The sequence below is a fragment of the Halorientalis persicus genome, from assembly GCF_900110215.1.
GTDB lineage: Archaea > Halobacteriota > Halobacteria > Halobacteriales > Haloarculaceae > Halorientalis > Halorientalis persica.
The window spans coordinates 161,231-185,945 of record NZ_FOCX01000002.1; the positions used below are offsets into that span (position 1 = coordinate 161,231).

Here is a 24,715-nt window from a genome sequence, read left to right on the forward strand (position 1 = left end):
CGACTCAGACGTAGATGTGCCCCTCAATCGGGTCCCAGGCCCGATCCGGTTCGAAGTCCGCCTCGCGGGCCCGATACGTCGCGAGCGCCGCGACCACCGCGTCCAGCGCGTCCCCGCCCGCGTCGTCGATCAACTCGGCGCGGACGCCCTGGGGGAAGGCGAGGGGTGTCTCGGCTGCCAGTCCCTCGACGATGGTCCGACGGCGCTCCCGGGCAGGCTGGCCGCCGTCCTTGTACTCGGCGGCGGGGAGGTCGCAACTGGCCAGCGTCGCCGCGGGGTAGACCTCACACAGCGAGGTATCGCCACCGTCCTGCATCGGGCGGACGGCCACCTCGTCGGTCCGGGCCAGCGGCGCGAGTACGTCCCGGATGCCGAAGAACGTCTGCTTCCAGACGTGACTGCCGTAGGGACAGAGTGCACCGACGGGGCCATCGGTCTCGCGACGGAGGTCGGCCCGCTCGCCGTCGGTGGCCTCACGCGCTCGGGAGCGGCAGATTTCCTGAAACCCGTCGGCGTCGGTCGCGGCGGTGGCGACCCACTCCAGACTCCCCGCCCAGGTATCACGCTGGTGGACGGTCGCGGGCACGCCGAAGGGAAAGTCCAGTCCGACGGTGTCGGCGTCCCGGAGGAACGCGCTCAACTGGCCGAGACAGGGGGCACGCTCGGCGACGCCGAAGCGGTCGGCGGCCGAGTCACAGGTTTCGATCCGGAGTTCGTCCGCCCGTACTTCGCCCTCGGCGATCCAGATATCGTGTCCAGCCTGAGCCGCGCCGCTGAAGTCGACGCCGTGGAGCATACTCCGGGATGGGTGCGACGGGTGCAAAAAGCCGGGGCATTGATAGGCGAGGCCGCCTTACCAGTGGGTATGCCCAAAACGCTCGAAGTCAGGTGCACGAGCGGGGACTGTGAACTCGATATGTTCGAGCTTCACTACACCTACGATATGCCCGACGACGTGGGAGTCACGGACTTCTCGTGCCCGTACTGCGGTGAGACGGAGGGACTCGAGGAGATCGAACTATGATCCGGGAACTCGGCCGCTCGCTCGGGAACACGGTCATGGAGACCGTCGGCCGCGCGGCCAGCCGCGTCCAGGAGCGCCGCCCGCTCCCGGTCGATCTGCTCGAATCCGAGGACGCTTTTCTGGCGGTGTTCGACGCGCCCGGCGCGACCAGCAGCGACGTGCAGGTCCGCTTCGACGACGACGCCGTCGAGGTCCGTATCGACCGCTTCCGTGACTTCTACGAGGGCTTCGAGATGCTCGTCCCCGGCCGCGGCCTCGCGCTCGACGGCCGCGTCACTCTCCCCGAAGACGCCGCCGTCGAACCCGACGAAGCCGACGCCACCCTCCGGCGCAACGGCACGCTCGAAGTCCGGATCCCCAAAGACGAGGACGCCCCCGAGATGCCCGTCGAGGAGGAATCGACCGCGGTCGAAGATGCCGAACCGTCGACTGCCGACGAATCGGCCGACGAGGACGCGGACGCACCAGAAGCAGACGACGCGTAGCTACTCGACAGTCAGCCCCTCGACGACCGGAAACTGTTCGTCCCCGTCGAACCGCGTCGGATCGAACGCGTCGATGCCGTCGTCGCCCAGAATCGCTCCTGCGACCGTTCTCCCCAGCGCCGGCGCACGCATGAACCCGTGGCCGTGCCACCCCGCCGCGACGAACAGTCCGGGCTCGACCTCGCCGACCAGTGGGTCCCGGTCCGGTGTCGCGGTACAGAGTCCGGCCCACGACCGATCGACCGCAGTCGGTCGCGTCACCCCCGGAGCCAGCGCCGCGTCGACGCGCTCGATGGCGCTGGCGAGGAAGCCCTCGTCGGCCGTCCGGTCCCAGTCCTCGGGGTCGAAGTCGCGTTTCTCCACGCCGTCGCCGACGAGCAGGCCGCCCTCGCGCACTCGCCGACGGACTTCCGACGCGCGTCCGTCGAGCCCAGTCTCGCACTGCTCGACTGGACGCCAGTAGAACTGCTCGGTCGCGTCGTACAGCGTCGGCAGGTCCTCGCTCGCCGGAATCGGCTCGGTGACCAGCGCCTGCACCCGGTAGGCCTTGATCGGGGCCGCGACGCCGGCGTCGGCCAGCAGTGGGCGCGTGTGTGCCCCGGCCGCGACCAGCACCGCATCGAACTCTCGCGTCCCGTCGGGCGTCACCACCGCGGAATCCTCGGTCAGGCCGACCTCGGTCCCGGTTCGGATCGTCGCCCCCGTCTCGCGGGCCTGCTCGGCCGTCACGGCGGCGTATTCGGCCGGATCGGCACAGGCCGCGTCCCGCGCGACCGCGGCGACGGCCACGTCGTCGGTGCGCAATCCGGGGAACTCGTCGGCCAGCGACCCCGGATCGAGCAGTTCGACGGCACGACCCCGCTCGCGCATCCGTGGCACCTGCTCGCGGATCGCCTCGGCCCGCGTCTCGTCGCCCTCGCGTGCGAGCCAGACGTAGGGGCGCTCGACGAACGAAAAGCGGGTCTCGGACGCGAGTTCGCGGAAGTGTGTCATCGCCCGGGCGGCGATGGCCGCGTCGGTCCGGCCGGCGAAGGCGTCGTAGCAGATGCCCGCCGCGCGGCCCGTGCTCTCGGCCGCGATGGCCCCACGCTCGAACAGCGTCACGTCAGCGCCGCGGTCGGCGAGGGCGCGGGCCGCGGTCACGCCCACAGCGCCACCGCCGACGACGGCGACCGAATCGGTCATTACCGGTCCTCCGGGCCGCCCGCACTTACCGGCGTCGGCGGACGGCGTCGGCCACGCCGACGAGCGTCAGCGTACCGAACACCGCCACGCTCGCGTAGAACAGCAGGACCTCGGGGAGGTCGATCCCGGCCCGTTCCACGGCGGTGCCGACCAGCACGGCGAGGTCGTCCAGCACGACGAGCGGAAAGAAAAGCGACAGTCCGAGGACGCCCGCGACACCGAAGGCGATCCGGCGGGCCGCCGTCTCGTCGACGCTCCCCTGGCGCTGGTGGTACGCCGAGTAGACGATGACCGCGAACCCGAGACAGAACACCGCGACGGCGGCGATCCGAAAGGAGACGAAGATGAACAGTTCGGCCGCCCACGCGGCCGTCGCGGCCAGCCCCGGCGACGTTTCGAGGACGGCGGCCAGCACGGTCAGGAGCAGGCCGACGACGCCGACGACACCGGCCGCGCGGGCCCGGCCGACGCTCATCGTCCGAGGGCGTCGAGCCCGCGGGCCGGATGCGCGATCGCGGTGTCGGCCCCGGCCTCGCGGAGCCGTTCGACCCGGTTCTCGACCGCCTCCCCGTCACCGACCAGCGCGTAGTCCCGGACGGCCTGCGTGAGGACCTCCCTTGCCCGGCCCGTCGCCGTCGCGTCCGTCGCGGCACCGTCGGGCAACGCCGCCCGGAGCGCGTGCAGGTCCCGTTCGGTCGTGCGAGAGAGTAACTCGAACTGCGGCCCGCCGGCGGCCAGCGCGACCCGTTCGACGCTCTCGGTGCCGACCCAGGCGTCGGGCAGGGTGTCCCGCCCCTCGTAGTCGACGACGGCGTCGACCGCCAGCGACGCCGCTCGCGAGAGATCGACCTCCGTAGGTTTCAGCGCCACCGCGCCGATGCCGGTCTTCGCCAGCACGCCCTCGGTTAACATGGTCTCCGACCGGCCGCGTTCCCGCGACCCGTTGTGCGCCAGTGTGGGAGTGGCCCGCAAAACGCTGTCGTTTCCTCGCTGGAGCGCGGTCTCTCCGGACGGCTACATCGGGAGGTCTGCGTCCGGGTCGACCTCCCGGTCCACCTCCGCCGGCATCTCCCAGTCGGTCGTGAGTTCGAGCAACTGCACGAGGATGCGGGCGGTCGCGCCCCAGACCGTGTAGCCGTCGACGTGGAAGAAGTGCAGGCGGATGTCGCCGTAGTGGGGGTGGTCCCGTCGCTCGGACTCGTAGTTGTCCAGGTCGATGAGGTCAGCGACCGCGAGGACGGCGATCTCGGCGACCTCGCGCTCGTCGGGGACGTACTCCTGGTCGGGGATTCTCGCGACGTACGGTCGGACGGAGTACTGGGTGACGGTACGGATGTCGTCGAGTCGGCCGACGATATCGGCCGCGTCGGGAACGAGCCCGATCTCCTCGTTTGCCTCCCGGAGCGCGGTCGCCTCCAGATCTCGATCGCTGGGCTCGCGGCCACCGCCGGGGAAACTCATCTGACCCGGATGCTCCCCGAGGTGGTCCGCCCGCTTGGTGAACAGCAGGTGTTCACCGCCGTCACGGGCGATGATCGGCGCGAGAACGGCGGCCTCGCGCTCCTCGTCGTTGATTCCGGTCGCCCGGAAGTTCCCGACCCGCTCCAGGTCCATACACTCCATGTGGGCCCCCGCGCTCTTAATTTGCCCGGGGACACCGCCGTCCGTGAGTCATGCTAACGCGTCGTCGAGGCGTTCTCGCGCCGACGCCAAATCGACCGGGCCCCACACTTCGAGTTCGTAGCTCACGTCGAGCAGTTCCCGCATTCGATCGTCGTCGCCCTCGTCGACGGCCTGTGCCGTGTCCGCCCGGAAGCGTTCTTCCGCGGCAGCCCCCAACTGCTCGCGGTCGACCGTCCGGTCGGGCACGTCGAGGATGTGCGGCAGGTCCGTCGCGTCTTCGGGGAGTTCCGGGAACGCCACTGGCCCAGGGACCAGCCACTCCTCGTCGGCGGCCGTCGGCTCGAATCCGACCAGATGATAGGTCTCGCGGGCCGCGGCGATGTCGCCCTCGAAGGCCGCCGGCTCCAGGTCCTCGCCCTGCCGGTAGGCGAGTTCGACCAGTGCCTGCCCGAGTTCCGCGGCCGTCAGCGCGTCGAACAGGTCGACGACCCCCGCCAACTCGTCGCCCGTCACGTCCATGCTCCGACCGGCGAGTGGCACCCTCTTTACTCTGACGGGGCGACCGACAACCCACTGTGCCAGGCCCCACGTTTATTGTATAGTATTCCCAACGTGTAAGGAACTGTGCACGCATCGACCGACGACCGGATACGGGTACTCCACGTCGACGACGAGGTCGGCCTCCTCGATCTGACCCGGGAGTGTCTAGAGCGGGCGTCGGACCGGCTCGAAGTGGCTCGGGAGACCACTGCCGCGGCGGGACTGGACCGGCTCGCCGACTCGACCGTCGACTGCGTCCTCAGCGACTACGATATGCCCGGGATGGACGGGCTGGCCTTCCTCGACCGCGTCCGGGAGGCGTACGACGACCTCCCGTTTATCCTCTACACCGGGAAAGGCAGCGAGGAGATCGCCAGCGAGGCCATCTCCGCGGGCGTGACCGACTACCTCCAGAAACAGTCGGGAATCGACCACTACGACGTGTTAGCGAACAAGATCGAGACGGCCGTCGCGCGCCACCGGGCCGAACGGGAACTGCGCACGACCACAGAGCAGTACCAGCGCCTCGTCGAACAGAACGTCGTCGGGATCTACCTGATCCAGAACGGCGAGTTCCGGTTCGTCAACGAGAAACTCGCCTCGATCCACGGCTACGACCGGACGGAGATGGTCGGGATGTCGCCGCTCGAAGTCGTCGCCGAGTCCGACCGGGACCGCGTCCGTCGGAACCTCCAGGCGCGACTGGCGGGCGACCGCGAGGAACTGAACTACCGGATCGTCGGGGAACACCGCGATGGCTCGACGCTGGATCTGGAACTCCACGGCGGCCGGATCGAGTACGAGGGACGCCCCGCGGTGATGGGTGTGGTCGTCAACTGGTCGGAACCGGACGGCGAGGAGTGAACGCCGGTCACCGGTCGGTCGCCCGGTCCAGCCCCTGCCGGGCGGCCCGTTCGACTGTTTCGGGTTCGAGTTTCGTCTCGGCCCAGGCGGGGAGCCGGGTGTCTTCCTCGGGCGGGGCGACGGCCTCGGCGTACGTGTCGACCTGCTCGCGTTCGCCGGCGGCGTCGAACGCGAACCCGTTGAACGCGGCGTCGGTTTCGTACTGTGCGACGAGGTCGTCCGCGACCGTCCGGTAGCGCTCGCGGAGCCGGTCGTAGTCGGGATCGACGCCCGCGCCCTCGACGGCGTGGAACAGCGCAGTGGCGACCTCGCGACACATATCACCCAGTCCCTGTGGGCCGCCGACGGCACGATGGTCGTGTTCGTGCCGCCCGAGGTCGACCTGTGCGGTGCCCGAAAAGCCGGCGGCCTCGAAGGCGTCGCCCAGCGTCCCGACTTCCAGCCCCCAGCCCCGCTGGGCGCGCAGTTGGCGAACGAGATCGCTCGTGGCCGCGAACTCGCCGGCCAGCGCGTAGCGGAAACTCGCCAGGTAGTCCACGATGGGCGCGTCGTCGTCCGCGGCGAGCGCCCGGACCAGCGGCGTGTAAAAGAGCCGAAAGAGGCGACCGTACAGCCGGTCGTTCTCGACGCGAGCGTAGTAGCCCTTCGAGAAGTCATAGCCCCGGGCGAGCGGGAACAGCAGGCGCGGGACGTGGGCCCGCGAGTAGGTCGTCGCGTCGGCGTCGTGGACCGCGACGTACTTCTCCTGAGCCGCGAGCCCCAGCGCCAGCCACACGTCCCGCCCCTTCCCGGCGGGGCCGTTCAGCCCGTGCTCGCCGAGGGCGTCCCGGACCTCGGGGGCGTTACACCACAGCACGTCGGGGCCGAGTTCGAAGGAGTCGAGCCAGCGGGCGACGGTATCGACGCGCTCCTCGCTGGCCCGGAGCGCGACGATTACGCGGGCGGGGTCGACCCGATCCAGCGTCGTCAGTACCCGTTCGGCCGCGAGACTGGCGTGTTCCCGTTCGGTCAGGGGGACGACGACGGCCGCGTTCTCGGTCGGCGCGTCGGGAACGCGGTCGGCGAACGCGTGGAGCGTCGCCACCCGCTCCTGGACGTATTCCATCGACCCATCGTTAGGACTGGCCTCGAAAAAACCCGCCGTTCTCGGCCGTGTGTCGGTCTCCCGGCCGGCTCCGAGACGCGCGCTGTCGAACGCGCGTCAGACACGTCGGCACGGGCTTTTTAATGCGGCCACGAGTATGGCCGGTTATGGATTCCGTCCGCAAGGGGCTACGCTCGGGCGACATCGAGAAGGACACCTACGAGCGACTCACCTGTGCGGCGTGTGGGGAGCAACTCGGGACGAAAAACGACCCCGACGAACTCAACACGATCAGGTTCTGTCCGAGCTGTGACCGCGAGTGGAAGAAAGTCGGGTAGTCACTCGAAGACGGCGTCGAAGGCGCTCGCCCCCAGCGGTTCGAACGTGCCCGCCGCGACGTTCTCGGCGACGTGGTCGGGCGAGCCCATTCCGACCAGCGAACTCGTTACTCCGGGCGCGCTCCGCGCGAAGTTGATCGCCCGCTGCGCCCGCGTCTCCCCGTCCAGTTTCGCCTCGACCTGTTCGGGCATCTCCGCCGCCAGCTTCCCCTGCATGATCGACGCGCTCGTGAACACGTCCAGCCCCGCGTCGTTCGCGAACCACAGCGCCGACTGTGGGCCCTCCGCGCCGTCGTGCGATGCGACCGTGAACGCGTCGGCCATGAACACGTTGAACGGTAACTGGATCGCCCGGAAGTGGGTGGCATCGGTGCCCGCCCGATCCGATGCCGTCCGGGCGCGCGAGACGATCTCCGGGAGTGAGAGGTAGCTGTCGTCGTCCGGCCCAACCCGGAACGACTCCCAGGACGCCACGCCGTACTGGCGCAGGTCCCCCTCCGCCGCCCGTTCTTCGAGACGCGTGAAGGTGTCCTCTAGCTGGTCGTAGACCGCCTCCTGCGACTTCGCTTCGAGTTGCGTCTCCGGGTTGTGGACGTAATAGAGGTCCACGGCGTCGAGCCCCAGGTTCGCCAGCGACCGATCCAGCTGGTCGTCGATGTATTCGGGCGCGATGCAGTGCTGTCCCCGAACGAGGTCGTCGGGGTCGACGAGGCCGGTCTCGACGTACTCCTCGCGGACGAACTGGCCGGGATCTGTCGGTCGCTCGCCGTCGAAGGGCACGAATCCACCCTTGGTCGCCACCAGCACGGCCTCGCGGTCCACGTCGGCGGCCTCGATGGCCGCGCCGGCGACGCGTTCCGAGCGCTGACAGCGGTAGTTGATCGCCGTGTCGACGACGTTGACGCCCGATTCCAGCGCTTCGACGATGGCCTCGCGGTAGTTCTCGTCGGCTTCGTCGGTCGGGTCGCCGAGGTAGGTGCCGACGCCGACCGAGGAGACGACGCAGTTCCCGAAGGAGCGGAAGTAGGTGCGGGCGAACCGCTCGTGGTGACGGTCGCGGTAGTCCCATGTTGCCTCGCGGGTAGCCATGGGCCTTGCTTGGGTGGCCGGCAGTAAAGGAGAAGTGGTCGCAGCCTGCTCAGTCGAAACACTCGACGGGTTCACCGCTCTCCCACGGGTCGGGGATCAGTTTGGCCTCCTCCGCGTCGTCTAGGAACCCCTCGCGCTTTGCGCGGACGACCACCGAATCGTCGACGTAGTAGGTGGCGTAGTGGATTGGCGAATCGGCGTGGACCGTTCGGTTTCCGTCAGCCTCGTATTCGTACCAGTAGGTGTACCGGAACCGAACGAGGGCGGTATCTGCCGGTGCGTCGTAGATTCGGGTCCCGCCACTCAGACCGAACGCGGTAACCCGCTCGGGGGCATCGTTTCGCACTCGTCTCTGCACGAGCGCGCGCTCGTACCGGGTCACGTACTCGACGACCGCGTCCTCGTCGCCCAGCGGCGGCGGCCCGTCCGGATACGGTCGCGATTCCACGGTGTCACCGCGCGCTCTCGAGCCCCCGGTCAGCGTCGGCCGACCTGCCACGCTGCAGTCGTACTCGGGCGGTGCCCGCCTGTTCGGCGTCGGATTCGTTCCCGTCCCAGTTTCAGAACTGTTCCCGGAAGAACAGCCAGCAGTCGCGAGACCGACGCCCACACCGAGCAGGCCGAGGAAGCGACGGCGACGCATTCGGATTCGACTGGTCGTCACCGCGGTAAATGCTTTCTCCCGCTCGGGTGGGCGGAGTCGAGACCGTCACTCGGGGGTGTGTATCACGTCGACGTCGGCCAGCGAGTGAATCGGTCCCTCGTCAAAGTCGTTCTTGTTGTGGGTGACGAAGGTTCCACCTTCGGTGTAGGCAGTCGCGAGGTTGAACAGATCGATAGCGTCGAGTGCGACGCCCTGAGACTGAAGTTTGTCGTCGAGATAGGACGCTTCGAGGGCCGTATCGGCCCCAAACGAGAGGATTCGGTCGAACGTCGATTGAAGACGGTGTTGTTCCTGTCGAATCTCGTCTCGACTTGTCTTGTATTGAAACGACTCCCAGGCGACGTGAGCGGGAATCGTCCACTCCTCGGTGCTGTACTGCTGCAGGTGCTGGATGACGGCTGGATCCGAGTTTCGTAGTTTCACCAACACGTCCCTGTCGAGGACGATCATCTACCGTCGCTCCTCCAGCGAGTCGTTCAACCGGTCGCGGGCTTCGTCCATCCGTTCGATGTCCTCGTCGTCCACGGGCGGGAGCGATTCGGCGATCCGTTCCACGTCCTTTTCCGTCCGACTGAGCCGTTCCAGCAGGTCGTTGAAACTCTCGTCGTCCCGCTTGAGGTCCCGCAACCGCTCTTTGACCTCCTCGCTGACCCGGATCGTACTCATGTGTATACGTTGTGTACAGGATGGTGGTAGCTGTTTCGCCGCTCGGGCACCGATGCCCCCGGAGCGGTCGCGGGTGGTGCGTCGACACTCAGTGTCGTACCGGACGCGAGCCGCTGGCTCGCGTCCGGCAGTTTTTCCCCAAGTTTTTGCAAAGGGGGTTCCGCAGGGTGCCGAAGGCACCCAAGGAATCCCCCTGCAGTAAAAAGTGGGAGGGTCAGATATCACCACTCATCGCGTCGAACAGCCGATCCGTGAGTTCGGGCATCGTGATGCCGGTCGAGGGACCCAGACCCTCCATGTGATCCAGCGAGATCTGGCCGCCGCCCATGCGGGCGTGGCCGCCGGCTTCGGCCATCGGGATGTCGTCGACGGCGGCCCGGAGGGTCTTGCCCATGTGGACGCGGTCGTCCCGGGATCGACCGGAGAGGTGAACGGTGCCGTCTTTCTCGCCGGCGACGACGACGGCCGTGACGCCCTCCAGTCGGAGGAGTTCGTCGGCGGCCTGCGGGATGGCGTCGGCATTGTTGACCTCGCCGACGTTGGCGAAGGCGAAGGCGTTGCGGACCTCGCGGTTGGTGATCGCCCTCGCTTTGACTTCCAGCACTTCGGCGTCGACTTCGGGATTGGCGATGCGGTCGAGCATATCCTCGTCGACCCCGTCGTAGAGGTAGGCGGCGGCACTGAACTCGGCGGCCGAACAGCCCTTGGTGAGGCTCTTGGTGTCGGACTGAATGCCGTGGACGAGGCCGGTCGCGAGATCCGTCGGGAGCTGTTCGGGCCCGGCCTCGTCGTCGGGGTCGATGGTGTCCCAGCCCAGATTCTCGAAGTACTCCGCGCAGATCGTCGCGCAGGCACCGCTGTCGGTGCGAACGTCGGTGAACTCCGAGCCGGTCCCCTCGCCGGGGTGGTGGTCGACGACGGCGAAGGGATCGACGCTGTCCGCGCCCGAGAACCCTCTGGGGGTGTTGTGGTCGACGAGAATGACGTTCTTGGATGTGAGTTCGCTGGCGTCGTCGACGCGCTCGAATTCCAGGTCGAGGACGGTCTCGAAGGCGCGGTTTTCCTGATGGCGGATCTGGCCGGTGTACTGCATCGTCGCGTCGGTGTCGACGGAGTCGGCGAGCGTCCGGACGGCCATGGCGCTGGCCATGGCGTCCGGGTCGGGGTTGGGGTGCATCAACACCGATACCTCGTCGCGGGCAGCCAGGAGCCGTTCGAGTTTCGCCCCCTTCGTTCGGCGGAGGCGGGCGACGAGCCAGGCGACGACACCGAGGGCGACCAGCGCAGCGACGGCCACCGCCACCAGCGGTGGGCCTTCCAGGGCGAACGCCGCGGTGGTATCGACGGCTTCACCGAGCCCGACGCCACCCGCGGCAGCAAGTGGCATACTCGCGATGTGTCGAACCCGACGAACATGAAGGTTCCCCATCGGTACACAACTCGAAAGCCGCAACCGAGACGCACGTATCGGTGCTGTACGGCGGGATTAACCGTAATCGCCGCGCCGATACGCCTCGATAGCCGCCCGGTACCCCTCGCGGTAGGTCGGGAACGAGAAGTCGTATCCCCACTCGCGGAGCCGGTCGTTCGAACACCGCTTGCTCGTCTCGATTCGGCGACGCGCCGCGGCCGACAGCGAGTCGTCGGCCAGCCGCTCGGCTTTCGTCCGCTTGGGCGGCTCGGGCACACCACACTCGGTGGCCAGCCAGTCCGCGAACGCCCACTTCGAGACGGGTTCGTCGTCGACTACCAGGACGGCATCGTCCCGACCCCGGTCAGTTTCCAGCAGGTACCGCACCGCGCCGGCGGCGTCGTCCCGGTGGACCATGTTCAGGTACCCCTCGGTCACCGGCCCCTCCAGATACCGCTCCAGTCGGTACCGATCGGGGCCGTACAGGCCGGCGAAGCGGGCGACGGTGCCGTCGATGCCGTGGTCGCCGGCCACCTCGGTGGCGATCCGTTCGGCCTCGGCCAGCACCTCGGTCTTCTCGGTGGTCGGCGAAAGCGGCGTGTCCTCGTCCACCCAGTCGCCGTCGTGGTCGCCGTAGACGCCAGTGCTCGAGGTGTAGACCAGCCGTTCCGGTGGGTCGTCCCGGGCGGCGAAGTGCTCGACGGCAGTCCGGAGGCCGTCGACGTAGATGTCGCGTGCCGCCTCGGCACCGCGACCGCCGGAACTGGCCGCGAACACGACCGCGTCCGCGTCTGGGACCCGCTCCAGATCGGCGGGGTCGGTCACGTCCGCCTGCACGGCCTCGAACCCCGCCGACTCGATGGCCGCGACGCCCGCGTCCGAGCGGCGGACGCCGACGACCTCGTGGTCGGCCGATAGCTGTCGCCCCAGTTCCAGGCCGACGTAGCCACAGCCGAGGATCGCGACGCGCATGGTCACTTCTTGCTCTCGATGTACGCGTGGAGCAGGGCGTACTCGGCGATGGTCATCGGGTGTCGCCCCTCGACTTTCTGCTGGATCTCCTTGGCTTCGAGTTGGCTGTCGATCCCCGACTGGATCGCCTCCACGTCGAGGACGGCAGTGCTCATCCCCATCATGAGGATGTCGCGGGCGTCGGCCACCAGAAAGTCCGCGTCGGGCCGGTCGGGGTCGGTCGCGAGGACCGCCGCCGCCTCTTCGAGGGTCAGGTCCGGCGACTCACCGTCGACCAGCGCCGAGAGCCGTTCCTCGTCGATCCCGGTCTCGTCGGCGACGGTCTCGATACCCCGATCGTCGATCACGTCCGTCAGGACCGCTTCGTAAGCGGCCAGCAGGTCCTCGGGGTCGCGGTCCCCGACTGCCTCGAACTCGTCTCTGAGCATACACGCTGGTAGGGTATCGTCCCCTAAATCAGTGTCAGTTCGAGCGGGTTCCGACGGGGCCGCCGCGGGCCGCTCACCCGTCGTCGCCGCCCAGATGCATCGCGTCGAAAAAGCGACCCCGGACCCGGCGGTCGGCAAAGGCGAGGAGATCGGGGTCGTCGTCACCGTGGTCCGCGAACAGCCCCAACGGGATCTGTCCGCCAGCCATGTCGCTGTGGCCACCGACCTGTCCCACATCGGCGAACGAGACCCGCAGGGCGTCGGCGATGTCGACCCGGGAGTCGATGGACCGGGCGCTGAGTCGGACGGTCTCGTCGACCAGCCCGAACACCAGGACCGTCGTGATCCCCTCCAGATTCAGGAGGTAGTCGGCGGCCTGGGGGATCGCACCGCCCTCGCTCGTCCGGCCGACGGTCGCGACCAGACTCGATCCGCGGACGGTGCGACTCCGGATCGCCTCGCCGATAGCGTCGAGCATGGCGGGGGTAAATGCCGACCCGTACATCTCCTCGACCAGCGGCACGTCGGCCTGTCGGAAGACGGTGAGGGCGGCCTGGTACTCCTCGGCCGTCGGGTGGCGCACGTAGTCCAGACGCTCGCGGTGGAGGGCAAAGAGCAGCGCCGACGCGACGGGCTCGGAGAGGGGGACGTCGCTCCGCGTGAGATAGCCGACGAGGATCGACGCGGTCGCGCCACAGCGATCGCGCACGTCGACGTACTCGGCCTCGGGTGGCTCCGGGAAGTCGTGGTGGTCGATGACCACGTCGACGCTGGTCGAGGCCGGGACGCTGTTGTTGACGCCGGGAATCGAGTGGTCGACGAAAGCGATGCAGTCGAAGGTGTCGAGCTCCGTCTCGTCGAGGTGAGTCAGATCGAGGTCGAGCAGGTTGACGAACGCGCGGTTCTGCTGGTGGGTGATCGAGCCGCCGTAGACGATATCGGTCTCGGGGACGCCCCAGGCCTCGGCGAGCAGTTCCAGTGCCAGCGCGCTCGCGATGGAGTCGGGATCGGGGTCGTCGTGACAGACGATGCCCAGCGACTCTGCGTCGGCCAGCACCGAGGCCAGTTCGTCGATACGCGAAGTCGCCGGTCGGGGAACGGCCGACTCCGACTCACCGGCCCCTTCGTCTTGCTGTACGGGAGCCATAGTCCCAACCGGCAGTTACAGGCGTATAAGCGTCCTCGCAGGGTAGCTACCGATCGGTTGCGAGCGACGGATACGAACCGAACGGCCACGTTCGCCGAGGCCGGCCGGTTCCGACGGAATCGGACAAGATTTTATTACACGACGTGTTGCGTTAGGTAGTGTGACGCCGGGCGGTACCGCGCCAGCGGGACCGGTGCCGCCCGCGGCGACCACGGGGTGAGACCACATGAGTACGCAACAGGAGGGGACGCCAGCGGACGAACTGACCTACTACGAACTGGACGAGTACTTCCCGACGACGGCGTGGCTGGAGACCTACGCCGAACGGCTCTGTGCGAGCGAGGCGCTCGACCGGGAGATGGACGGCTGGGGCACCGACTGGAACGGCGATTTCGTGTTCGAGATCCGTAACCTCCCGATCTTCGAGAACGCCGTCAACGATCTGCCCGAGGAACTCTGGCGCAACCTCGGCGACGCCATCCGGCAACTGCCCGACAGTACGCTCGAAGCCGTCATGCAGACCGCACCCGAAGAGATCCAGGAGAACGTCGACAAGCGGACCGGGACCCTCCAAGAGCGTGCGTCCGCCGAGCTACTCGAGACACCGCTCAACGAGTCGCCCGAGAAAGTCTGGCCCGGCCTGCGCAACATCATGCCGGAGGTGCTCGACGCGCTGGTCGACGAACTCGACGATCACGTCACCGACGAGGGCCACGTCTTCGCCTGGCTCAACATGGTCGACGGCGACTGTCGCGAGACCGCGACCATGCAGTCGGTGGACGAGCGTGAACACCGCGTCCGCCTCACCGGCGAGTACGAGGACTGGAAACGCCTGCTCTCGGGCGAACTGGGCCTCCTCGACGCCGTGATGGGTGGGACGCTGAACGTGACCGCCGACATGAAAAACACCCTGCAGTACATGGACGCCCAGCTGGTGATGGTCGAGGTCGCCGCGGAGACGGACAAGCGGTTCCTCTTCTAAACCACCTTTTTACTGCAGGGGGTGCGCTCCCTTCGGTCGCGCACCCCCTTTGCAAAAACGTGGGTGAAAAAGGCGCGAGCGCCGAAGGCGCTCGCGAAGAACCGCGCGCCTGCGGCGCGCGGATGCTTGTCGGCAGCCAACAACGGTACGTTTCAGGCCTCGACGGCCAGCCCGGCCTCGCGGGCGGCGTCCTCGGCGCTCGCGTCGTCGTGGAGGACGCTCGCGACGCCCTGCGTGATCGCCTCGGGGTCGTCGTGCTGGAAGATCGACCGGCCCATCGAGACGCCGGCCGCGCCGGCGTCCATCGCGCCCCGGACCATCTCCAGAGTCTCCTTGTCGGTGCCTTTCGACCCGCCTGCGATGACGACCGGCAGGCTGGTGGACTCGACGACGTGCTGGAAACTCTCGGCGTCGCCGGTGTAGCCGGTCTTCACCAGATCCGCGCCGAGTTCCTCGCCCAGGCGGACGGCGTGGCCGACGGCCTGATTGTACTCCTCGCTTTCGGGGTCGATGTCCGGCCCGCGCGCGTAGGTCATCGCGAGGACGGGCATCCCGTAGCGGTCGGCCTCGCTGGTGACCGTCGCGAGTTCCTCGATCTGTTCGCGTTCGTACGTGGAACCGACGTTGATGTGGAAGGAGACGGCGTCGGCCCCGGCCCGGATGGCGTCCTCCACAGTACCAGTCGTGCGCTTGTCGTTTTCGTCCGGACCGATGGCCGTCGAACCGTTGAGATGGCAGATATAGCCCGCGCCGTTCTTGTGCTCGTGGACGCGCCCCGCGATGCCCTTCTGCGTGAGAACTGCATCCGCGCCGCCTCGCGTGATCGCGTCGATTGTCGATTCGATGTCCTTGAGGCCTTTGACGGCCCCCAGTGTGATGCCGTGGTCCATGGGGACGATGAGGTGACGTCCCCCTGTCCCGATGCGCGCCAGCCGCGCTGTGTTCCCCGTACTCATATTAGGTGAAGGTGTGGCAAGTACGGACATAAGCGTTGCGAGACTGCGACATCACCGGCCCCAGCAGGGCAGTCTCTCTCGGTGATTTTTGCCACTGTCGGCCGCGGTATCAGGTCGTGGCAGTGTTCCGACAATTCCCGGTCAGATGTACCAGAGGTATCGCTTCCAGAGCGCGACAGCGGCCCGCGTCACCGGGAAGGGCTCACCGCCGCGCACGGCGGCCAGGGCCCCGAGTACGAACCCGGCGGCGAGACCGAGTCCGGCGACCGCGAGGACGAGTTCCAGCCGTGGATATCCCGTGACCCACGACCAGAGCTGGAAGACCACCGCGACGGCCACCGCCGTCGGGACGAGTGCGTCGACGAGTCCCAACAGTGCGTATCCGACGGGCTTCCCGAACGGCATACTCGAAGGGGTTTTCGCCGGCAGAAATAGCTTACTGGTCCTCGGGCACGACGGATTCGGCGCGCTGTTGGGCCCCGCGCAGTGCGCCCTCCTTCAGGTCGCGGGCCTTCGCTTCCAGCCGGTCGGCCACCGCCGAGACCGGTTCGTCGTTCTCGTAGCCCTCGGCCACGATGTCGACGAGGGCGGAGCCGACGATGATCCCGTCGGCCCCCGCGCGGACGATTCGCGCGGCGTGATCGCCCTCCTTGATCCCGAAGCCGACGGCCTTGGGCACGTCCCAGTCGTCGATGCGGGCCAGGCTCTCGTCGGTCTGGTCGCTCACGTCGTCGCGCGCACCGGTCGTGCCCAGTCGCGCCTGCACGTAGACGTAGCCCGACACCTGCTCGCGCATCCGGTCGAGTCGGTCGCCCCGCGTCGTCGGCGCGACGATGAACACGAGGTCGAGGTCGAACTCGTCGCAGGCCTCCCGGAGCGGATCAGCCTCCTCTGCGGGCAGATCCGGCACGACGAAGCCCGTGATCCCCACGTCTGCGGCTTTCTCGACGAAGGGGCGTGGCCCCTCTTCCTGGCCGTACTGGTAGATCAGGTTGTAGTAGGTCATACAGACCAGCGGCACGTCCACGTCCAGTTCCGCGACGAACTCGAAGTACCGGTCGGGGGTCATGCCGGCGTCCAGCGCGCGGACGATGGCGTCCTGGATCGTCTTGCCCTCCGCGATGGGTTCCGAGAAGGGCAGGCCGAGTTCGATCACGTCCGCGCCGCCGCGGGCCAGCGCCTCGACGTATTCGAGGGAGGCCTCGTAATCGGGGTCGCCCGCGGCCAGATACGGCACGAAGGCGGGGTCGTCGCGCTCGAAGGCCCCGGCGAGGTCGGGATTGTTGGCCATCTACATCCCCTCCGCAGCTTCGAATACACTCATATCCACGTCCACGTCCAGATCCCGCTGCTCGGTCTCCTCGATGACCGTTTCGAGGTCCTTGTCGCCCCGGCCCGAGACGTTTATCACTGTGACGTCACCGACGGCATCGGGGTTCTCGTGCAGGTACCCGAAGGCGTGGGCCGTCTCCAGTGCGGGGATGATCCCCTCCTCCTGTGAGAGGCGGTGGAACGCCTCCAGCGCGGCGTCGTCGTCGACGTTCGCGGGCGTGACCCGACCCTCGTCGACGAGGTGTGCCAGTTCCGGGCCGACGCCGGCGTAGTCCAGCCCCGCCGAGACGCTGTGGGACTCCATGATCTGGCCGTCCGAGTCCTGCAGGAGTTTGGTGCGCGCGCCGTGGAGGACGCCCTCGTCCCCGGTCGACAGCGTGGCCGAGTTGGGTGCGACGCCCTCCTGTTCGTTCACGGTCAGCGAGGAGCCGCCGGCCTCGACGGCCAGCAGGTCCACGTCCGCGTCGTCGACGAACTCGGCGAACGACCCCATCGTGTTCGACCCGCCGCCGGCGCAGGCGACCACGGAGTCGGGGAGACGACCCGCGTGGTCCCGAATCTGCTCGCGGGCTTCCTCGGAGATTACCGACTGGAAGTCACGGACCATCGCGGGGAACGGTGCGGGCCCGACGATCGACCCGATGACGTAGTGGGTGGTCTCGACGGTCGTCGCCCAGTCACGCATCGTCTCACTGATGGCCTCCTTGAGCGTCCCCCGGCCCACTGTGACGGGGTTGACCTCGGCCCCGTTGAGCCGCATCCGGAACACGTTGGGCCGCTGGCGGTTGATATCGGTCCGGCCCATGTAGATCTCACAGGGCATATCCAGATGGGCGGCGGCCATCGCCGTCGCGGTACCGTGCTGACCGGCCCCGGTCTCGGCGATGATCCGTTCTTTGCCCATGTACTTGGCCAGCAGGACCTGCCCGAGCGCGTTGTTCAGCTTGTGTGCGCCGCCGTGGAGCAGGTCCTCGCGCTTGAGATAGACCGCGGTATCGTACGCTTCCGAGAGCTGGTCCGCGTACTGCAGCGGTGTCGGTCGCCCGCCGAAGTCGCGCAGTCGCTGCCGGAACTCGTCCATGAACCCGTCCTCGTTGTCCAGCACGTACCGCTCGTAGGCGTCCGTCAGTTCCTCGATGGCCGGCATCAACACCTCGGGCACGTACTGTCCGCCGTACTGTCCGAATTTTACTGTCTCGCTCATGTCTCTGTCTCGGTTTGTGTCAGTCGCGACGTCTTCTCCTTGACCGATCCGTCCATGATCGCACTGCCGATCAACAGCCCGTCGGCCCCGGCGGCGCGCATCCGGGCCACGTCCTCGGCCGTCTCGATCCCGCTCTCGGCGAGCACGGTCACGTCGTCTGGCACGTCGGGCGCGACCCGCTCGAACGTGTCCAGATCGACGTTCAACTGCGCGAGATCGCGGTTGTTCACACCCACGATATCGGCCCCGGCGTCAAGTGCCTGCTGGAGTTCCGTGCCGTCGTGGACCTCCACGAGGACCTGAAAGCCCCGATCCCGGGCCGCCGCCAGCAGGTCGTCCAGATCGTCCGTGTCGTCTTCCTGCAGGAACCGGACGATCAACAGGACCACGTCGGCCGCCACGGTGTCGAGTTGGGCCTCGCGGACGACGAAGTCCTTCCGCAGGACCGGCACGTCGACGGCCGCACGGATGCGCCGCAGGTTCTCCGGTGACCCGCCGAAGTGGTCAGGTTCGGTCAGCACCGACAGCGCCGCCGCGCCGCCGGCGACCATCTCCTCGGCGAGCGCGACGGGATCGTCCGTCCGCTCGCCGTCGGTCGTCGGACTCGTCGGTTTCACCTCCGCGATCACGGGCACCCTGCCGTCGGCCTCGGCGGCCGCGAACGCGGCGGGCAACGACCGCGTGTCGACCGACAGCCGCTCGTCGCCCCCGCCCCGCTCGCGTGCGGCCGCGAGGATCGACTTCACCGCTGGCGCAATCTCTCCACTAGCGTCCATTACTGTACATTAACGGACGGAACTGCACATAAGACTTGCGTCACAGCGACGAACAGGCTAAAGGGCCGGCACGGATAACTACCGAGCAGAAATGACGGGCAGACGAGGGTTCCTCCGGAGGCTGGCACTCCTCGGGGTCGCTGGCGCGGCCGGCTGTCTCGGTGACGAGGGCGGTGACAGGGAGAGCGGTAGCGACGGCGACACGACGCCGACGACGGTGGGGCCGGGCGAAACCGGGAGTGGGTTCACGGGACCGGACGAGTCGGACGAGGAGCGGTCACTCCCGTCGGCACTCCGGGTCGTCTCGGCGGTCGGGACCAACGTCGCCCAGCGCCGGATCGGGACGGTCGAGGTGACGGTCGCGAAGGCCGACTGGGTGGAAGAGGTCGATCTGACAGGCGTCACCGCCACGTGGACCGTCCCCGGCGAGAGTTACGAACTAGCCGCGGCCACGACCGACGCCGACGCCGACGGCTACTTCGGAATCGAGCCAGCCAGGAGCACGAGCGCGGACGCGACGCTGCAGACGACCCACGAACGCCACCGGCTGGTGTTCGATCTCGGGGACGACGACGAGGAGATCGACGACTGGCACCGACGGCTGGAGACAGACAGCACGCACTTCGGCGAGGTCGTGCGTGTCGACGACGTGATCGGCCTCCGGCTCACGACCGCCGGCGGATCGACGACGGACGCCAGACTCCTCGCACCGACCGAGGTGAACCGGATCGAGGGCACCGTCGAGTTGGGCGTCGACTGATACCGTCGGACGGCGTATCTCGCGAGAGTTCGTCGAAGGCCCCGGGCGAACGGGTGCTTCCTGCAACGGCCGTCCAGTGTTCACGAGCGCCCGTCGAGTAGCTGGGGTTTCGAATCTCGTCACGGTACGGATCTTTAGGACCTGGAGACATCTCATCGCTGTCCATGTATCAGCGACGGACGGTCCTGCGGGCCGGCGTCACCGCCACAGCCCTGGCGGTGGCTGGCTGTACCAGTCAGGACGACGCGACCGATGCGACCAGCGACGGGACCGACGACGACGGCGTCGACGAGACCGACGACGCCGCTGGAACCGACTCGCCCGAGGAAAACACCGACACGGACGAGCCGACCGAGACCGCGACGGACGGCGACCCAGAGTCGGTGGCTCGTGTCAGGGTGATCTCGTCCGTCGGCCTCGTCGCGGATGGGGCGATCAGCGCCGTCGAACTCGTGGTCGCACCCACTCCAGGGGCCGGGCCGGCCGACCTGCGGCGGACGACGGTCCAGTGGGTCGACGAGCGCGGGTCCTACGACCTCGCCGCGGCGTCGAGTGACACGACGGCCGACGGCACCTTTCGGATCACGCCGATCAAGGACGCTGACGACTCCGCACCCGTCCTGAACGCCGACGACGACCGGATGCAGCTGTCGATGGATCTCGGGGCGGCCGACGAGGTGTCCGGCGTCGAGGGGTTCGGTGAACCGCTCCAGCCTGGAGCCACCGCCACGCTCCAGCTCACGACAGCCGCTGGCGCGACCTCGACCGTCCGGCTCACGGTCCCGGAGACCCTCGCCGGTGAACGGGCAGTCACCCTGTAGCCAGTTTCAAGACACTCTCGCCCGTTCAGGCGAGCATGAGTGACGTTGCGGGCATCTACGCGCACGAATCGTCGTATCTCGACCGCTACGTGCAGGTCGGGATCGCACAGGGTCGAGTCATCTCCGTCTCGTTCCCCGAGACGCCCGACGAGGGTGCCGAGGCCGACCACGACCTCCTGAACCGGATCGACGCCTACCTCGACGGCGTCGAGGAGACCTTCGAGGACGTGCAGGTCGCGTTGACGGTCCCGACCGACCAGCGCAAGATTCTCGAATCCGTGCGCGAGATTCCGTACGGCCAGGATTCCTCGGTCGCGCAACTCGTGCGGATGACACCCGGACTGGACGACGGGAGCGACGACGACATCCGAGCAGTGCGAGAAGCGCTCACCGAGAATCCCGCACCCCTGCTCATCCCCGACCACCGCGTCCGCGACGGCCCCGGCGCGACCCCGCCCGCCATCGTCGACAAACTCCGGTCGATCGAAGGGATCTGAGCCCCAGGACGTCGACAGCGCGCTGGCCGATTAAATTACACGCTGTTCTACCGTGAACTTATTTATGCCTGTTTTACCGACAACAGGTCATGGTGGAGAGAGACGTACCGCGGCGATCGGTACTTCGCGGCGTCGCAGCGGGTGGGGGAGTGGTCGCGGTCTCGGGGTCGGCGTCGGCCTCGGGGTCGTCGCTGACCTTCGAGACACACACGGAGATCACGTTCCGGGCCGTCGTGGACGCGGTGCTCCCGGAGACGCCGGAACTGGCCGAGCCACTGGGGGCCGAACACGTGCCCGGTGGGCTAGCTGTCGGCCTCGACGAGTTCCTGATCACGTACGCGAACGACCTGTTCACGTTCGGCCTGCCCTACATCGGCGAGGTCGGGAACATCCCTATCGCGGGGCCGGTGGCGGCGGTGCTGGACCTGGCCGCGAAGGAGTTGCTCGACCGCGGCGACAACGAGGACGACCCCAGCGTCGACCGACCGCTGGCGCTGCTGGAGGCCGACGACACCTCGGCCTGGGTCGTCCGCTTTGCCGCCGGCACGTTCTCGAAGCTATCGCGGCGCGACCGATTGCGCGCCATCGGTCTGCTCGACGGCTACGAACTGGAGCTCTCACCCGTCTCGGGGTTCCTGTTCGAGGCCGACGCCGGCCTCGTCGGGCAACTGGTGGTCGGCTTCGCCGAGGTCATCTACTACAGCGAGTGGCAGGGCTACGACGAGTTCACCCAGCCGCCGAGCCAGCGCGCGCACCCGAACGATCCCGACGCCGTCCAGAGCTGGCGACAGACCGGCTACCCCGGATTCGCCGACGGCTACGCGGCCCTCCGGGGTTACGTCGACAAGCCCGATAGTCCGCTGGGCGGCGGTGACGTCTGGAAAGATCTCGACGGCGACGTGCGCATCGCCCGCGACTCGGGGCAGTTCCGGGAGAACGACTACGACACCAGCGGCTACGAGGAACCGTACCCGGAGGGCGCGTAGATGGTCGCGAACGAGTACGACGCCGTGATCGTCGGTGCCGGCGGCGACGGCCCCGTCGCGGCCTGGAAACTCGCTGAAGCCGGCCTCTCCGTGCTGGTGCTGGAGGCCGGTCCGTTCCACGGCAACGAGCAGTGGCCCAACCCGCACGAAGATTCCGGCGGCGAGGCCTCCTCCTCGGTCGAGGACCTCAGCGGCGAGTTGCTCGACGAGCAGTTCACCACCCGCGAGTTCGAGATGGTGAACAAGCTCGTCTTCGGCCCCGCCGACCACGAGCGGGGGTTTTACTTCCGGAAGTTCCCCGGCGACGGCGCGATCTTGCAGTGTTCGGGCGTCGGCGGCACCACCCTGCACTACACCGGCAACCACCCGCGGGCCTACCCCGCGTCCATCGACGAGCAGGGCCACTGGCCCATCGACTACGCCGACCTCGTGCCCTACTACCAGGAAATCGAGGAGATGTGCGAGGTCGCGCCCGCGCCCGTGACCGCCAAGGAGGAGCTGTTCTTCCAGGGTGCGGACGCCGCCGGCTGGGACCTGCTGGACGTGAAAAACGTCACCGAACCCGGCTACCGGCCCCAGCCAAACGCGATCAAACAGCCCGACGAGAAACTCCACGTCGACGGGGACTACGACGGCGACTTCACGTATCCCGAGGTCGAGGGCGACACGCTCGCGCTCGGGAACATCGCCGGCAACCCCCACCCGCGGGGCGCGCCGTTCGAGGAGAAAGCCAAACGAGCCAGCAACGTCAGCTTCGTCCCGCCGGCCCTGCGCACCGGGAACGTCACGATCCGACCCAACGCCTTCGTCACCGACATCGAGACCGACACCTGGTTCGGCGACGACCCCTCGGCGACCGGTGTCGAGTTCCGCGACACGTGGTCCGGCGAGACCGAATCGGTCGACGCCGAGGTGGTCGTGCTCGCCGCTGGTGCCATCGAGACCCCGCGACTCTGGAAGAACGCCGACCTCCCGGAGAACGACTGGGTCGGGAGCGGCATGACCATCCACTTCGGCGACAACGTGATGGGCCTGTTCGACGGCGACGACCTGGCGGGCCGCCTCGGGAAGGCCACCGTCGACCAGCACCAGGGCCAGGACATCGCCGCCCGCTTCGACTACCCCGGGATCGGGATGCTCCAGACCGTCGGCACCACGCCCGGCCTCGGCGCGATCCTGGGCTTCGGCGCGAGCGCGTCCGGGTTCACCTTCCAGAACGACACTGCCGATGCTCCCTGGGACACGATGGGGCGACTCGCCGGCGGCCGGCTGAAGGAACTGCTATCGGGGTACCGCCGGATGCTCCAGTTGCTCGTCGTCTCCGACGATCGGCCGCACGAGCGCAACGGCGTCACGGTCGTTCCAGGGGTGTCCGACGAGAACGGCTCGATCCCGCTGGTGAACTACGAACCCAGCGAGGGCGACCAGCAACGCCGCGACCGTCTCGCCGAGATCGGCGCGGAGATCCTGCGCGAGGCCGGCGCGTCCCACGTCCACCGCTCGGACTCGCCCCCGACCGCCCTCCACGTCCAGAGTACGATGCGGATGGGAAAAGTCGTCGATACGGCGTGTGAGGCCTACGACGTGGACCGACTGTTCGTCGCCGACCACAGCGCGCTGGCCAACTCGGTCGGTGGCGTCAATCCGACGAATACGGGGCAGGCCCTGGCCGCCCGGACCGCGGAGAAGATCGTCGAACGCTACTTCTAGGTGCCGGCGGCGGGCCATCGGTTCCGGCTTCCGAGCGAACGCCCGGGTACCTCCCGGTCCGATTCGGTTGGTTTTACACACTCCGGGGAGTGAGCCGAGGTATGGCACTGCCACTCCACGTCGGACTGGAACACCCGAACCTCACCTGGATCGTCGTCGCCGGTGTCGCCGCGTTCGCGGCCGGACTCGGCGTGAACCTGTACCGCTCGCTCGGCGACGAAACGGCAGTCGAGACCGCCGACGGCGACGACCGGCCCGAGTAGGCTCAGCCACCGAATCCCTTCTCCGCCCACTCGATCCCCAGCAGTTCGTGGACCACGAACTCCAGGGCGTTCACCAGATAGTGGGCGACGAACACCACGAGGAAGCTTCCGGTGAGGACGAAGGCCGCCGCGAGGACGAACCCGAGCGAGCCAGTGACGAGCACACCGGCCCGCCCCTGTGCACCGTGACCCAGCGCGAACGCCAGCGACGAGATCACCGCCAGCGCCCACACCGAGGTCCCGAACCCGGCGTTGGTCGCGCCGATCACCGCCGCCCGGAAGATGAACTCCTCGACGCCCGCGATGATCGGCAGCACCACCAGCAGGAGGACGAGCCACCCGCCGGCCGAGTCCGGCGCGAGCATCGACCGCAGGCGCTCGTCGTGTTCGACCCCCACCGCGTCGGCGCTGACCGCACCGATCTCGTTCACGACGTACAGCGACACGCCCAGCAGACCGCCGACCGCAAGCGCCGGGAGGCCGGTCGAGAGCGGTGCGTCGGTGACGCCGAAGGCCGACCCGGGAATCCCGAAGTACCACGCGCCGGCGAGCAAGAACCCGCCGAACAACCCCTGCGTGAGCGCGACGTTGGCCAGCAGGGTTCCGGTCGAGAGGTCGCCCGCCGTGGGCTCGGCACGCGGCGTTCGTCCCCCGGGCGTCCCGGTCGCCGCGAGTTCGCCGTCCGCCCGGAGCGGTCGCTCGTCGGCGTGCGTGTCGTCGACCGCCGGCGGGACGAACGTCGGAATCTCGTCGCTCCGTCGACGGTCGGGTGCAGAAGGCGGTGCGTCGCTCGGTCCCGTCCCGTCCGCGTCGTCACGGACCAGATGCTGGGAGAGTCGAGCAAGCGCGAGTAAAAGGGTGCAGACGACGCCCGTCAGTCCGACGAACGCACCCCACTGCGCCACGGC

Annotated in this window: 32 protein-coding genes; 11 read left to right on the forward strand and 21 right to left on the reverse strand. The window is 68.1% G+C overall.

Annotated elements, in window-relative coordinates; all coding sequences use genetic code 11:
- Nucleotides 1-4 precede the first annotated feature (4 nt).
- Entirely contained in the window at nt 5-796 is a 792-nt protein-coding gene (locus BMX17_RS02870) for a DUF429 domain-containing protein (protein WP_092657454.1), read from the reverse strand.
- 69 nt (nt 797-865) lie between these two features.
- Between BMX17_RS02870 and BMX17_RS25840 the strand changes: the two genes are divergently transcribed.
- Both BMX17_RS25840 and BMX17_RS02875 read left to right on the forward strand, forming a co-directional pair.
- A complete protein-coding gene (locus BMX17_RS25840) occupies nt 866-1,024 on the forward strand; it encodes a DUF7559 family protein (protein ID WP_170845309.1) in 159 nt (52 codons plus the stop codon).
- Nucleotides 1,021-1,509 (forward strand): Hsp20/alpha crystallin family protein, encoded by a 489-nt coding sequence (locus BMX17_RS02875; protein WP_092657456.1) that lies wholly within the window; start codon nt 1,021-1,023, stop codon nt 1,507-1,509. Before BMX17_RS25840 ends, BMX17_RS02875 begins: the two co-directional genes overlap by 4 nt.
- Here BMX17_RS02875 and BMX17_RS02880 read toward each other — a convergent pair whose 3' ends face one another.
- The 5 genes from BMX17_RS02880 to BMX17_RS02900 all read right to left on the reverse strand — a co-directional run bounded on the left by BMX17_RS02880 (nt 1,510) and on the right by BMX17_RS02900 (nt 4,836).
- On the reverse strand, nt 1,510-2,694 hold the full coding sequence (locus BMX17_RS02880; RefSeq protein ID WP_092657458.1) for an NAD(P)/FAD-dependent oxidoreductase: 1,185 nt from the start codon (nt 2,692-2,694) through the stop codon (nt 1,510-1,512). It lies immediately after the preceding gene.
- Between the two features lie 25 nt (nt 2,695-2,719).
- Nucleotides 2,720-3,169 carry a hypothetical protein gene (locus BMX17_RS02885; RefSeq protein ID WP_092657460.1) on the reverse strand — a complete coding sequence of 150 codons (450 nt, stop codon included), beginning with the start codon at nt 3,167-3,169 and terminating at the stop codon, nt 2,720-2,722.
- Nucleotides 3,166-3,606 carry a DUF7388 family protein gene (locus tag BMX17_RS02890; protein ID WP_092657804.1) on the reverse strand — a complete coding sequence of 147 codons (441 nt, stop codon included), beginning with the start codon at nt 3,604-3,606 and terminating at the stop codon, nt 3,166-3,168. Before BMX17_RS02890 ends, BMX17_RS02885 begins: the two co-directional genes overlap by 4 nt.
- 102 nt (nt 3,607-3,708) lie before the next feature.
- A complete protein-coding gene (locus tag BMX17_RS02895; RefSeq protein WP_092657462.1) occupies nt 3,709-4,308 on the reverse strand; it encodes an NUDIX hydrolase in 600 nt (199 codons plus the stop codon).
- Between the two features lie 57 nt (nt 4,309-4,365).
- Entirely contained in the window at nt 4,366-4,836 is a 471-nt protein-coding gene (locus BMX17_RS02900; RefSeq protein ID WP_092657464.1) for a DUF7109 family protein, read from the reverse strand.
- A gap of 105 nt (nt 4,837-4,941) precedes the next feature.
- Here BMX17_RS02900 and BMX17_RS02905 point away from each other — a divergent pair, with 105 nt between their 5' ends.
- Nucleotides 4,942-5,721, forward strand: coding sequence for a response regulator (locus BMX17_RS02905; RefSeq protein WP_092657466.1), 780 nt, complete (start codon nt 4,942-4,944; stop codon nt 5,719-5,721).
- 7 nt (nt 5,722-5,728) lie between these two features.
- On the opposite strand, the gene BMX17_RS02910 is transcribed toward BMX17_RS02905, so the two are convergent.
- Nucleotides 5,729-6,826, reverse strand: a complete 1,098-nt coding sequence (locus tag BMX17_RS02910) for a glycosyltransferase family protein (protein ID WP_092657468.1) — start codon at nt 6,824-6,826, stop codon at nt 5,729-5,731.
- A gap of 146 nt (nt 6,827-6,972) precedes the next feature.
- Here BMX17_RS02910 and BMX17_RS25845 point away from each other — a divergent pair, with 146 nt between their 5' ends.
- Nucleotides 6,973-7,143, forward strand: a complete 171-nt coding sequence (locus BMX17_RS25845; RefSeq protein WP_170845310.1) for an HVO_0758 family zinc finger protein — start codon at nt 6,973-6,975, stop codon at nt 7,141-7,143.
- Here BMX17_RS25845 and BMX17_RS02915 read toward each other — a convergent pair whose 3' ends face one another.
- The 8 genes from BMX17_RS02915 to BMX17_RS02950 all read right to left on the reverse strand — a co-directional run bounded on the left by BMX17_RS02915 (nt 7,144) and on the right by BMX17_RS02950 (nt 13,520).
- Complete coding sequence (locus BMX17_RS02915; RefSeq protein WP_092657470.1) at nt 7,144-8,232, reverse strand: aldo/keto reductase; 1,089 nt, start codon at nt 8,230-8,232, stop codon at nt 7,144-7,146.
- A gap of 49 nt (nt 8,233-8,281) precedes the next feature.
- Complete coding sequence (locus BMX17_RS02920; RefSeq protein WP_092657473.1) at nt 8,282-8,875, reverse strand: hypothetical protein; 594 nt, start codon at nt 8,873-8,875, stop codon at nt 8,282-8,284.
- Between the two features lie 66 nt (nt 8,876-8,941).
- A complete protein-coding gene (locus BMX17_RS02925; RefSeq protein WP_092657475.1) occupies nt 8,942-9,346 on the reverse strand; it encodes a type II toxin-antitoxin system VapC family toxin in 405 nt (134 codons plus the stop codon).
- A complete protein-coding gene (locus tag BMX17_RS02930) occupies nt 9,347-9,562 on the reverse strand; it encodes a DUF7557 family protein (RefSeq protein WP_092657477.1) in 216 nt (71 codons plus the stop codon). It lies immediately after the preceding gene.
- A 214-nt stretch (nt 9,563-9,776) separates the two neighbouring features.
- Entirely contained in the window at nt 9,777-10,949 is a 1,173-nt protein-coding gene (locus tag BMX17_RS02935) for a DHH family phosphoesterase (RefSeq protein ID WP_092657479.1), read from the reverse strand.
- A 99-nt stretch (nt 10,950-11,048) separates the two neighbouring features.
- Nucleotides 11,049-11,945: an SDR family oxidoreductase gene (locus BMX17_RS02940; protein WP_092657481.1), complete on the reverse strand. Its 897-nt coding sequence runs from the start codon at nt 11,943-11,945 to the stop codon at nt 11,049-11,051.
- Between the two features lie 2 nt (nt 11,946-11,947).
- Nucleotides 11,948-12,373 (reverse strand): DUF5791 family protein, encoded by a 426-nt coding sequence (locus BMX17_RS02945; RefSeq protein WP_092657482.1) that lies wholly within the window; start codon nt 12,371-12,373, stop codon nt 11,948-11,950.
- A 73-nt stretch (nt 12,374-12,446) separates the two neighbouring features.
- Nucleotides 12,447-13,520: a DHH family phosphoesterase gene (locus BMX17_RS02950; RefSeq protein WP_092657484.1), complete on the reverse strand. Its 1,074-nt coding sequence runs from the start codon at nt 13,518-13,520 to the stop codon at nt 12,447-12,449.
- Nucleotides 13,521-13,746: 226 nt separating this feature from the next.
- Between BMX17_RS02950 and BMX17_RS02955 the strand changes: the two genes are divergently transcribed.
- On the forward strand, nt 13,747-14,502 hold the full coding sequence (locus tag BMX17_RS02955; RefSeq protein ID WP_092657486.1) for a hypothetical protein: 756 nt from the start codon (nt 13,747-13,749) through the stop codon (nt 14,500-14,502).
- A 152-nt stretch (nt 14,503-14,654) separates the two neighbouring features.
- Here BMX17_RS02955 and BMX17_RS02960 read toward each other — a convergent pair whose 3' ends face one another.
- The 5 genes from BMX17_RS02960 to trpC form a co-directional block, all read right to left on the reverse strand.
- Nucleotides 14,655-15,458, reverse strand: coding sequence for a 2-amino-3,7-dideoxy-D-threo-hept-6-ulosonate synthase (locus BMX17_RS02960; protein WP_092657488.1), 804 nt, complete (start codon nt 15,456-15,458; stop codon nt 14,655-14,657).
- A 141-nt stretch (nt 15,459-15,599) separates the two neighbouring features.
- Complete coding sequence (locus BMX17_RS02965) at nt 15,600-15,863, reverse strand: hypothetical protein (protein ID WP_092657490.1); 264 nt, start codon at nt 15,861-15,863, stop codon at nt 15,600-15,602.
- Between the two features lie 31 nt (nt 15,864-15,894).
- Nucleotides 15,895-16,749 carry a tryptophan synthase subunit alpha gene (gene trpA, locus BMX17_RS02970; RefSeq protein ID WP_092657492.1) on the reverse strand — a complete coding sequence of 285 codons (855 nt, stop codon included), beginning with the start codon at nt 16,747-16,749 and terminating at the stop codon, nt 15,895-15,897.
- Nucleotides 16,750-17,994, reverse strand: a complete 1,245-nt coding sequence (gene trpB / locus BMX17_RS02975; protein WP_092657494.1) for a tryptophan synthase subunit beta — start codon at nt 17,992-17,994, stop codon at nt 16,750-16,752.
- Nucleotides 17,991-18,770, reverse strand: a complete 780-nt coding sequence (trpC, locus tag BMX17_RS02980; protein ID WP_092657496.1) for an indole-3-glycerol phosphate synthase — start codon at nt 18,768-18,770, stop codon at nt 17,991-17,993. Before trpC ends, trpB begins: the two co-directional genes overlap by 4 nt.
- Before the next feature lie 91 nt (nt 18,771-18,861).
- Here trpC and BMX17_RS02985 point away from each other — a divergent pair, with 91 nt between their 5' ends.
- From BMX17_RS02985 to BMX17_RS25850, 6 genes are all read left to right on the forward strand, one after another.
- Complete coding sequence (locus tag BMX17_RS02985) at nt 18,862-19,530, forward strand: hypothetical protein (RefSeq protein WP_092657498.1); 669 nt, start codon at nt 18,862-18,864, stop codon at nt 19,528-19,530.
- Between the two features lie 164 nt (nt 19,531-19,694).
- A complete protein-coding gene (locus BMX17_RS02990; RefSeq protein WP_092657500.1) occupies nt 19,695-20,351 on the forward strand; it encodes a hypothetical protein in 657 nt (218 codons plus the stop codon).
- A gap of 35 nt (nt 20,352-20,386) precedes the next feature.
- Complete coding sequence (locus BMX17_RS02995; protein ID WP_092657502.1) at nt 20,387-20,848, forward strand: MGMT family protein; 462 nt, start codon at nt 20,387-20,389, stop codon at nt 20,846-20,848.
- An 89-nt stretch (nt 20,849-20,937) separates the two neighbouring features.
- Nucleotides 20,938-21,834, forward strand: a complete 897-nt coding sequence (locus tag BMX17_RS03000) for a hypothetical protein (protein ID WP_092657504.1) — start codon at nt 20,938-20,940, stop codon at nt 21,832-21,834.
- Nucleotides 21,835-23,544: a GMC oxidoreductase gene (locus tag BMX17_RS03005; protein ID WP_092657506.1), complete on the forward strand. Its 1,710-nt coding sequence runs from the start codon at nt 21,835-21,837 to the stop codon at nt 23,542-23,544.
- A 101-nt stretch (nt 23,545-23,645) separates the two neighbouring features.
- Nucleotides 23,646-23,807, forward strand: a complete 162-nt coding sequence (locus BMX17_RS25850; RefSeq protein WP_170845311.1) for a hypothetical protein — start codon at nt 23,646-23,648, stop codon at nt 23,805-23,807.
- Between the two features lie 2 nt (nt 23,808-23,809).
- Here BMX17_RS25850 and BMX17_RS03010 read toward each other — a convergent pair whose 3' ends face one another.
- Nucleotides 23,810-24,712 carry a CPBP family intramembrane glutamic endopeptidase gene (locus tag BMX17_RS03010; RefSeq protein WP_092657508.1) on the reverse strand — a complete coding sequence of 301 codons (903 nt, stop codon included), beginning with the start codon at nt 24,710-24,712 and terminating at the stop codon, nt 23,810-23,812.
- Nucleotides 24,713-24,715 lie beyond the last annotated feature (3 nt).

What these genes read in the sequence shown, in the direction of transcription:
- BMX17_RS02870 (WP_092657454.1), bottom strand. Translation starts at nt 796, where the DNA reads ATGCTCCACGGCGTCGACTTCAGCGGCGCGGCTCAGGCTGGACACGAT.
- BMX17_RS25840 (WP_170845309.1), top strand. Translation starts at nt 866, where the DNA reads ATGCCCAAAACGCTCGAAGTCAGGTGCACGAGCGGGGACTGTGAACTC.
- BMX17_RS02875 (WP_092657456.1), top strand. Translation starts at nt 1,021, where the DNA reads ATGATCCGGGAACTCGGCCGCTCGCTCGGGAACACGGTCATGGAGACC.
- BMX17_RS02880 (WP_092657458.1), bottom strand. Translation starts at nt 2,694, where the DNA reads ATGACCGATTCGGTCGCCGTCGTCGGCGGTGGCGCTGTGGGCGTGACC.
- BMX17_RS02885 (WP_092657460.1), bottom strand. Translation starts at nt 3,169, where the DNA reads ATGAGCGTCGGCCGGGCCCGCGCGGCCGGTGTCGTCGGCGTCGTCGGC.
- BMX17_RS02890 (WP_092657804.1), bottom strand. Translation starts at nt 3,606, where the DNA reads ATGTTAACCGAGGGCGTGCTGGCGAAGACCGGCATCGGCGCGGTGGCG.
- BMX17_RS02895 (WP_092657462.1), bottom strand. Translation starts at nt 4,308, where the DNA reads ATGGACCTGGAGCGGGTCGGGAACTTCCGGGCGACCGGAATCAACGAC.
- BMX17_RS02900 (WP_092657464.1), bottom strand. Translation starts at nt 4,836, where the DNA reads ATGGACGTGACGGGCGACGAGTTGGCGGGGGTCGTCGACCTGTTCGAC.
- BMX17_RS02910 (WP_092657468.1), bottom strand. Translation starts at nt 6,826, where the DNA reads ATGGAATACGTCCAGGAGCGGGTGGCGACGCTCCACGCGTTCGCCGAC.
- BMX17_RS25845 (WP_170845310.1), top strand. Translation starts at nt 6,973, where the DNA reads ATGGATTCCGTCCGCAAGGGGCTACGCTCGGGCGACATCGAGAAGGAC.
- BMX17_RS02915 (WP_092657470.1), bottom strand. Translation starts at nt 8,232, where the DNA reads ATGGCTACCCGCGAGGCAACATGGGACTACCGCGACCGTCACCACGAG.
- BMX17_RS02920 (WP_092657473.1), bottom strand. Translation starts at nt 8,875, where the DNA reads ATGCGTCGCCGTCGCTTCCTCGGCCTGCTCGGTGTGGGCGTCGGTCTC.
- BMX17_RS02925 (WP_092657475.1), bottom strand. Translation starts at nt 9,346, where the DNA reads ATGATCGTCCTCGACAGGGACGTGTTGGTGAAACTACGAAACTCGGAT.
- BMX17_RS02930 (WP_092657477.1), bottom strand. Translation starts at nt 9,562, where the DNA reads ATGAGTACGATCCGGGTCAGCGAGGAGGTCAAAGAGCGGTTGCGGGAC.
- BMX17_RS02935 (WP_092657479.1), bottom strand. Translation starts at nt 10,949, where the DNA reads ATGCCACTTGCTGCCGCGGGTGGCGTCGGGCTCGGTGAAGCCGTCGAT.
- BMX17_RS02940 (WP_092657481.1), bottom strand. Translation starts at nt 11,945, where the DNA reads ATGCGCGTCGCGATCCTCGGCTGTGGCTACGTCGGCCTGGAACTGGGG.
- BMX17_RS02945 (WP_092657482.1), bottom strand. Translation starts at nt 12,373, where the DNA reads ATGCTCAGAGACGAGTTCGAGGCAGTCGGGGACCGCGACCCCGAGGAC.
- BMX17_RS02950 (WP_092657484.1), bottom strand. Translation starts at nt 13,520, where the DNA reads ATGGCTCCCGTACAGCAAGACGAAGGGGCCGGTGAGTCGGAGTCGGCC.
- BMX17_RS02955 (WP_092657486.1), top strand. Translation starts at nt 13,747, where the DNA reads ATGAGTACGCAACAGGAGGGGACGCCAGCGGACGAACTGACCTACTAC.
- BMX17_RS02960 (WP_092657488.1), bottom strand. Translation starts at nt 15,458, where the DNA reads ATGAGTACGGGGAACACAGCGCGGCTGGCGCGCATCGGGACAGGGGGA.
- BMX17_RS02965 (WP_092657490.1), bottom strand. Translation starts at nt 15,863, where the DNA reads ATGCCGTTCGGGAAGCCCGTCGGATACGCACTGTTGGGACTCGTCGAC.
- trpA (WP_092657492.1), bottom strand. Translation starts at nt 16,749, where the DNA reads ATGGCCAACAATCCCGACCTCGCCGGGGCCTTCGAGCGCGACGACCCC.
- trpB (WP_092657494.1), bottom strand. Translation starts at nt 17,994, where the DNA reads ATGAGCGAGACAGTAAAATTCGGACAGTACGGCGGACAGTACGTGCCC.
- trpC (WP_092657496.1), bottom strand. Translation starts at nt 18,770, where the DNA reads ATGGACGCTAGTGGAGAGATTGCGCCAGCGGTGAAGTCGATCCTCGCG.
- BMX17_RS02985 (WP_092657498.1), top strand. Translation starts at nt 18,862, where the DNA reads ATGACGGGCAGACGAGGGTTCCTCCGGAGGCTGGCACTCCTCGGGGTC.
- BMX17_RS02990 (WP_092657500.1), top strand. Translation starts at nt 19,695, where the DNA reads ATGTATCAGCGACGGACGGTCCTGCGGGCCGGCGTCACCGCCACAGCC.
- BMX17_RS02995 (WP_092657502.1), top strand. Translation starts at nt 20,387, where the DNA reads ATGAGTGACGTTGCGGGCATCTACGCGCACGAATCGTCGTATCTCGAC.
- BMX17_RS03000 (WP_092657504.1), top strand. Translation starts at nt 20,938, where the DNA reads ATGGTGGAGAGAGACGTACCGCGGCGATCGGTACTTCGCGGCGTCGCA.
- BMX17_RS03005 (WP_092657506.1), top strand. Translation starts at nt 21,835, where the DNA reads ATGGTCGCGAACGAGTACGACGCCGTGATCGTCGGTGCCGGCGGCGAC.
- BMX17_RS25850 (WP_170845311.1), top strand. Translation starts at nt 23,646, where the DNA reads ATGGCACTGCCACTCCACGTCGGACTGGAACACCCGAACCTCACCTGG.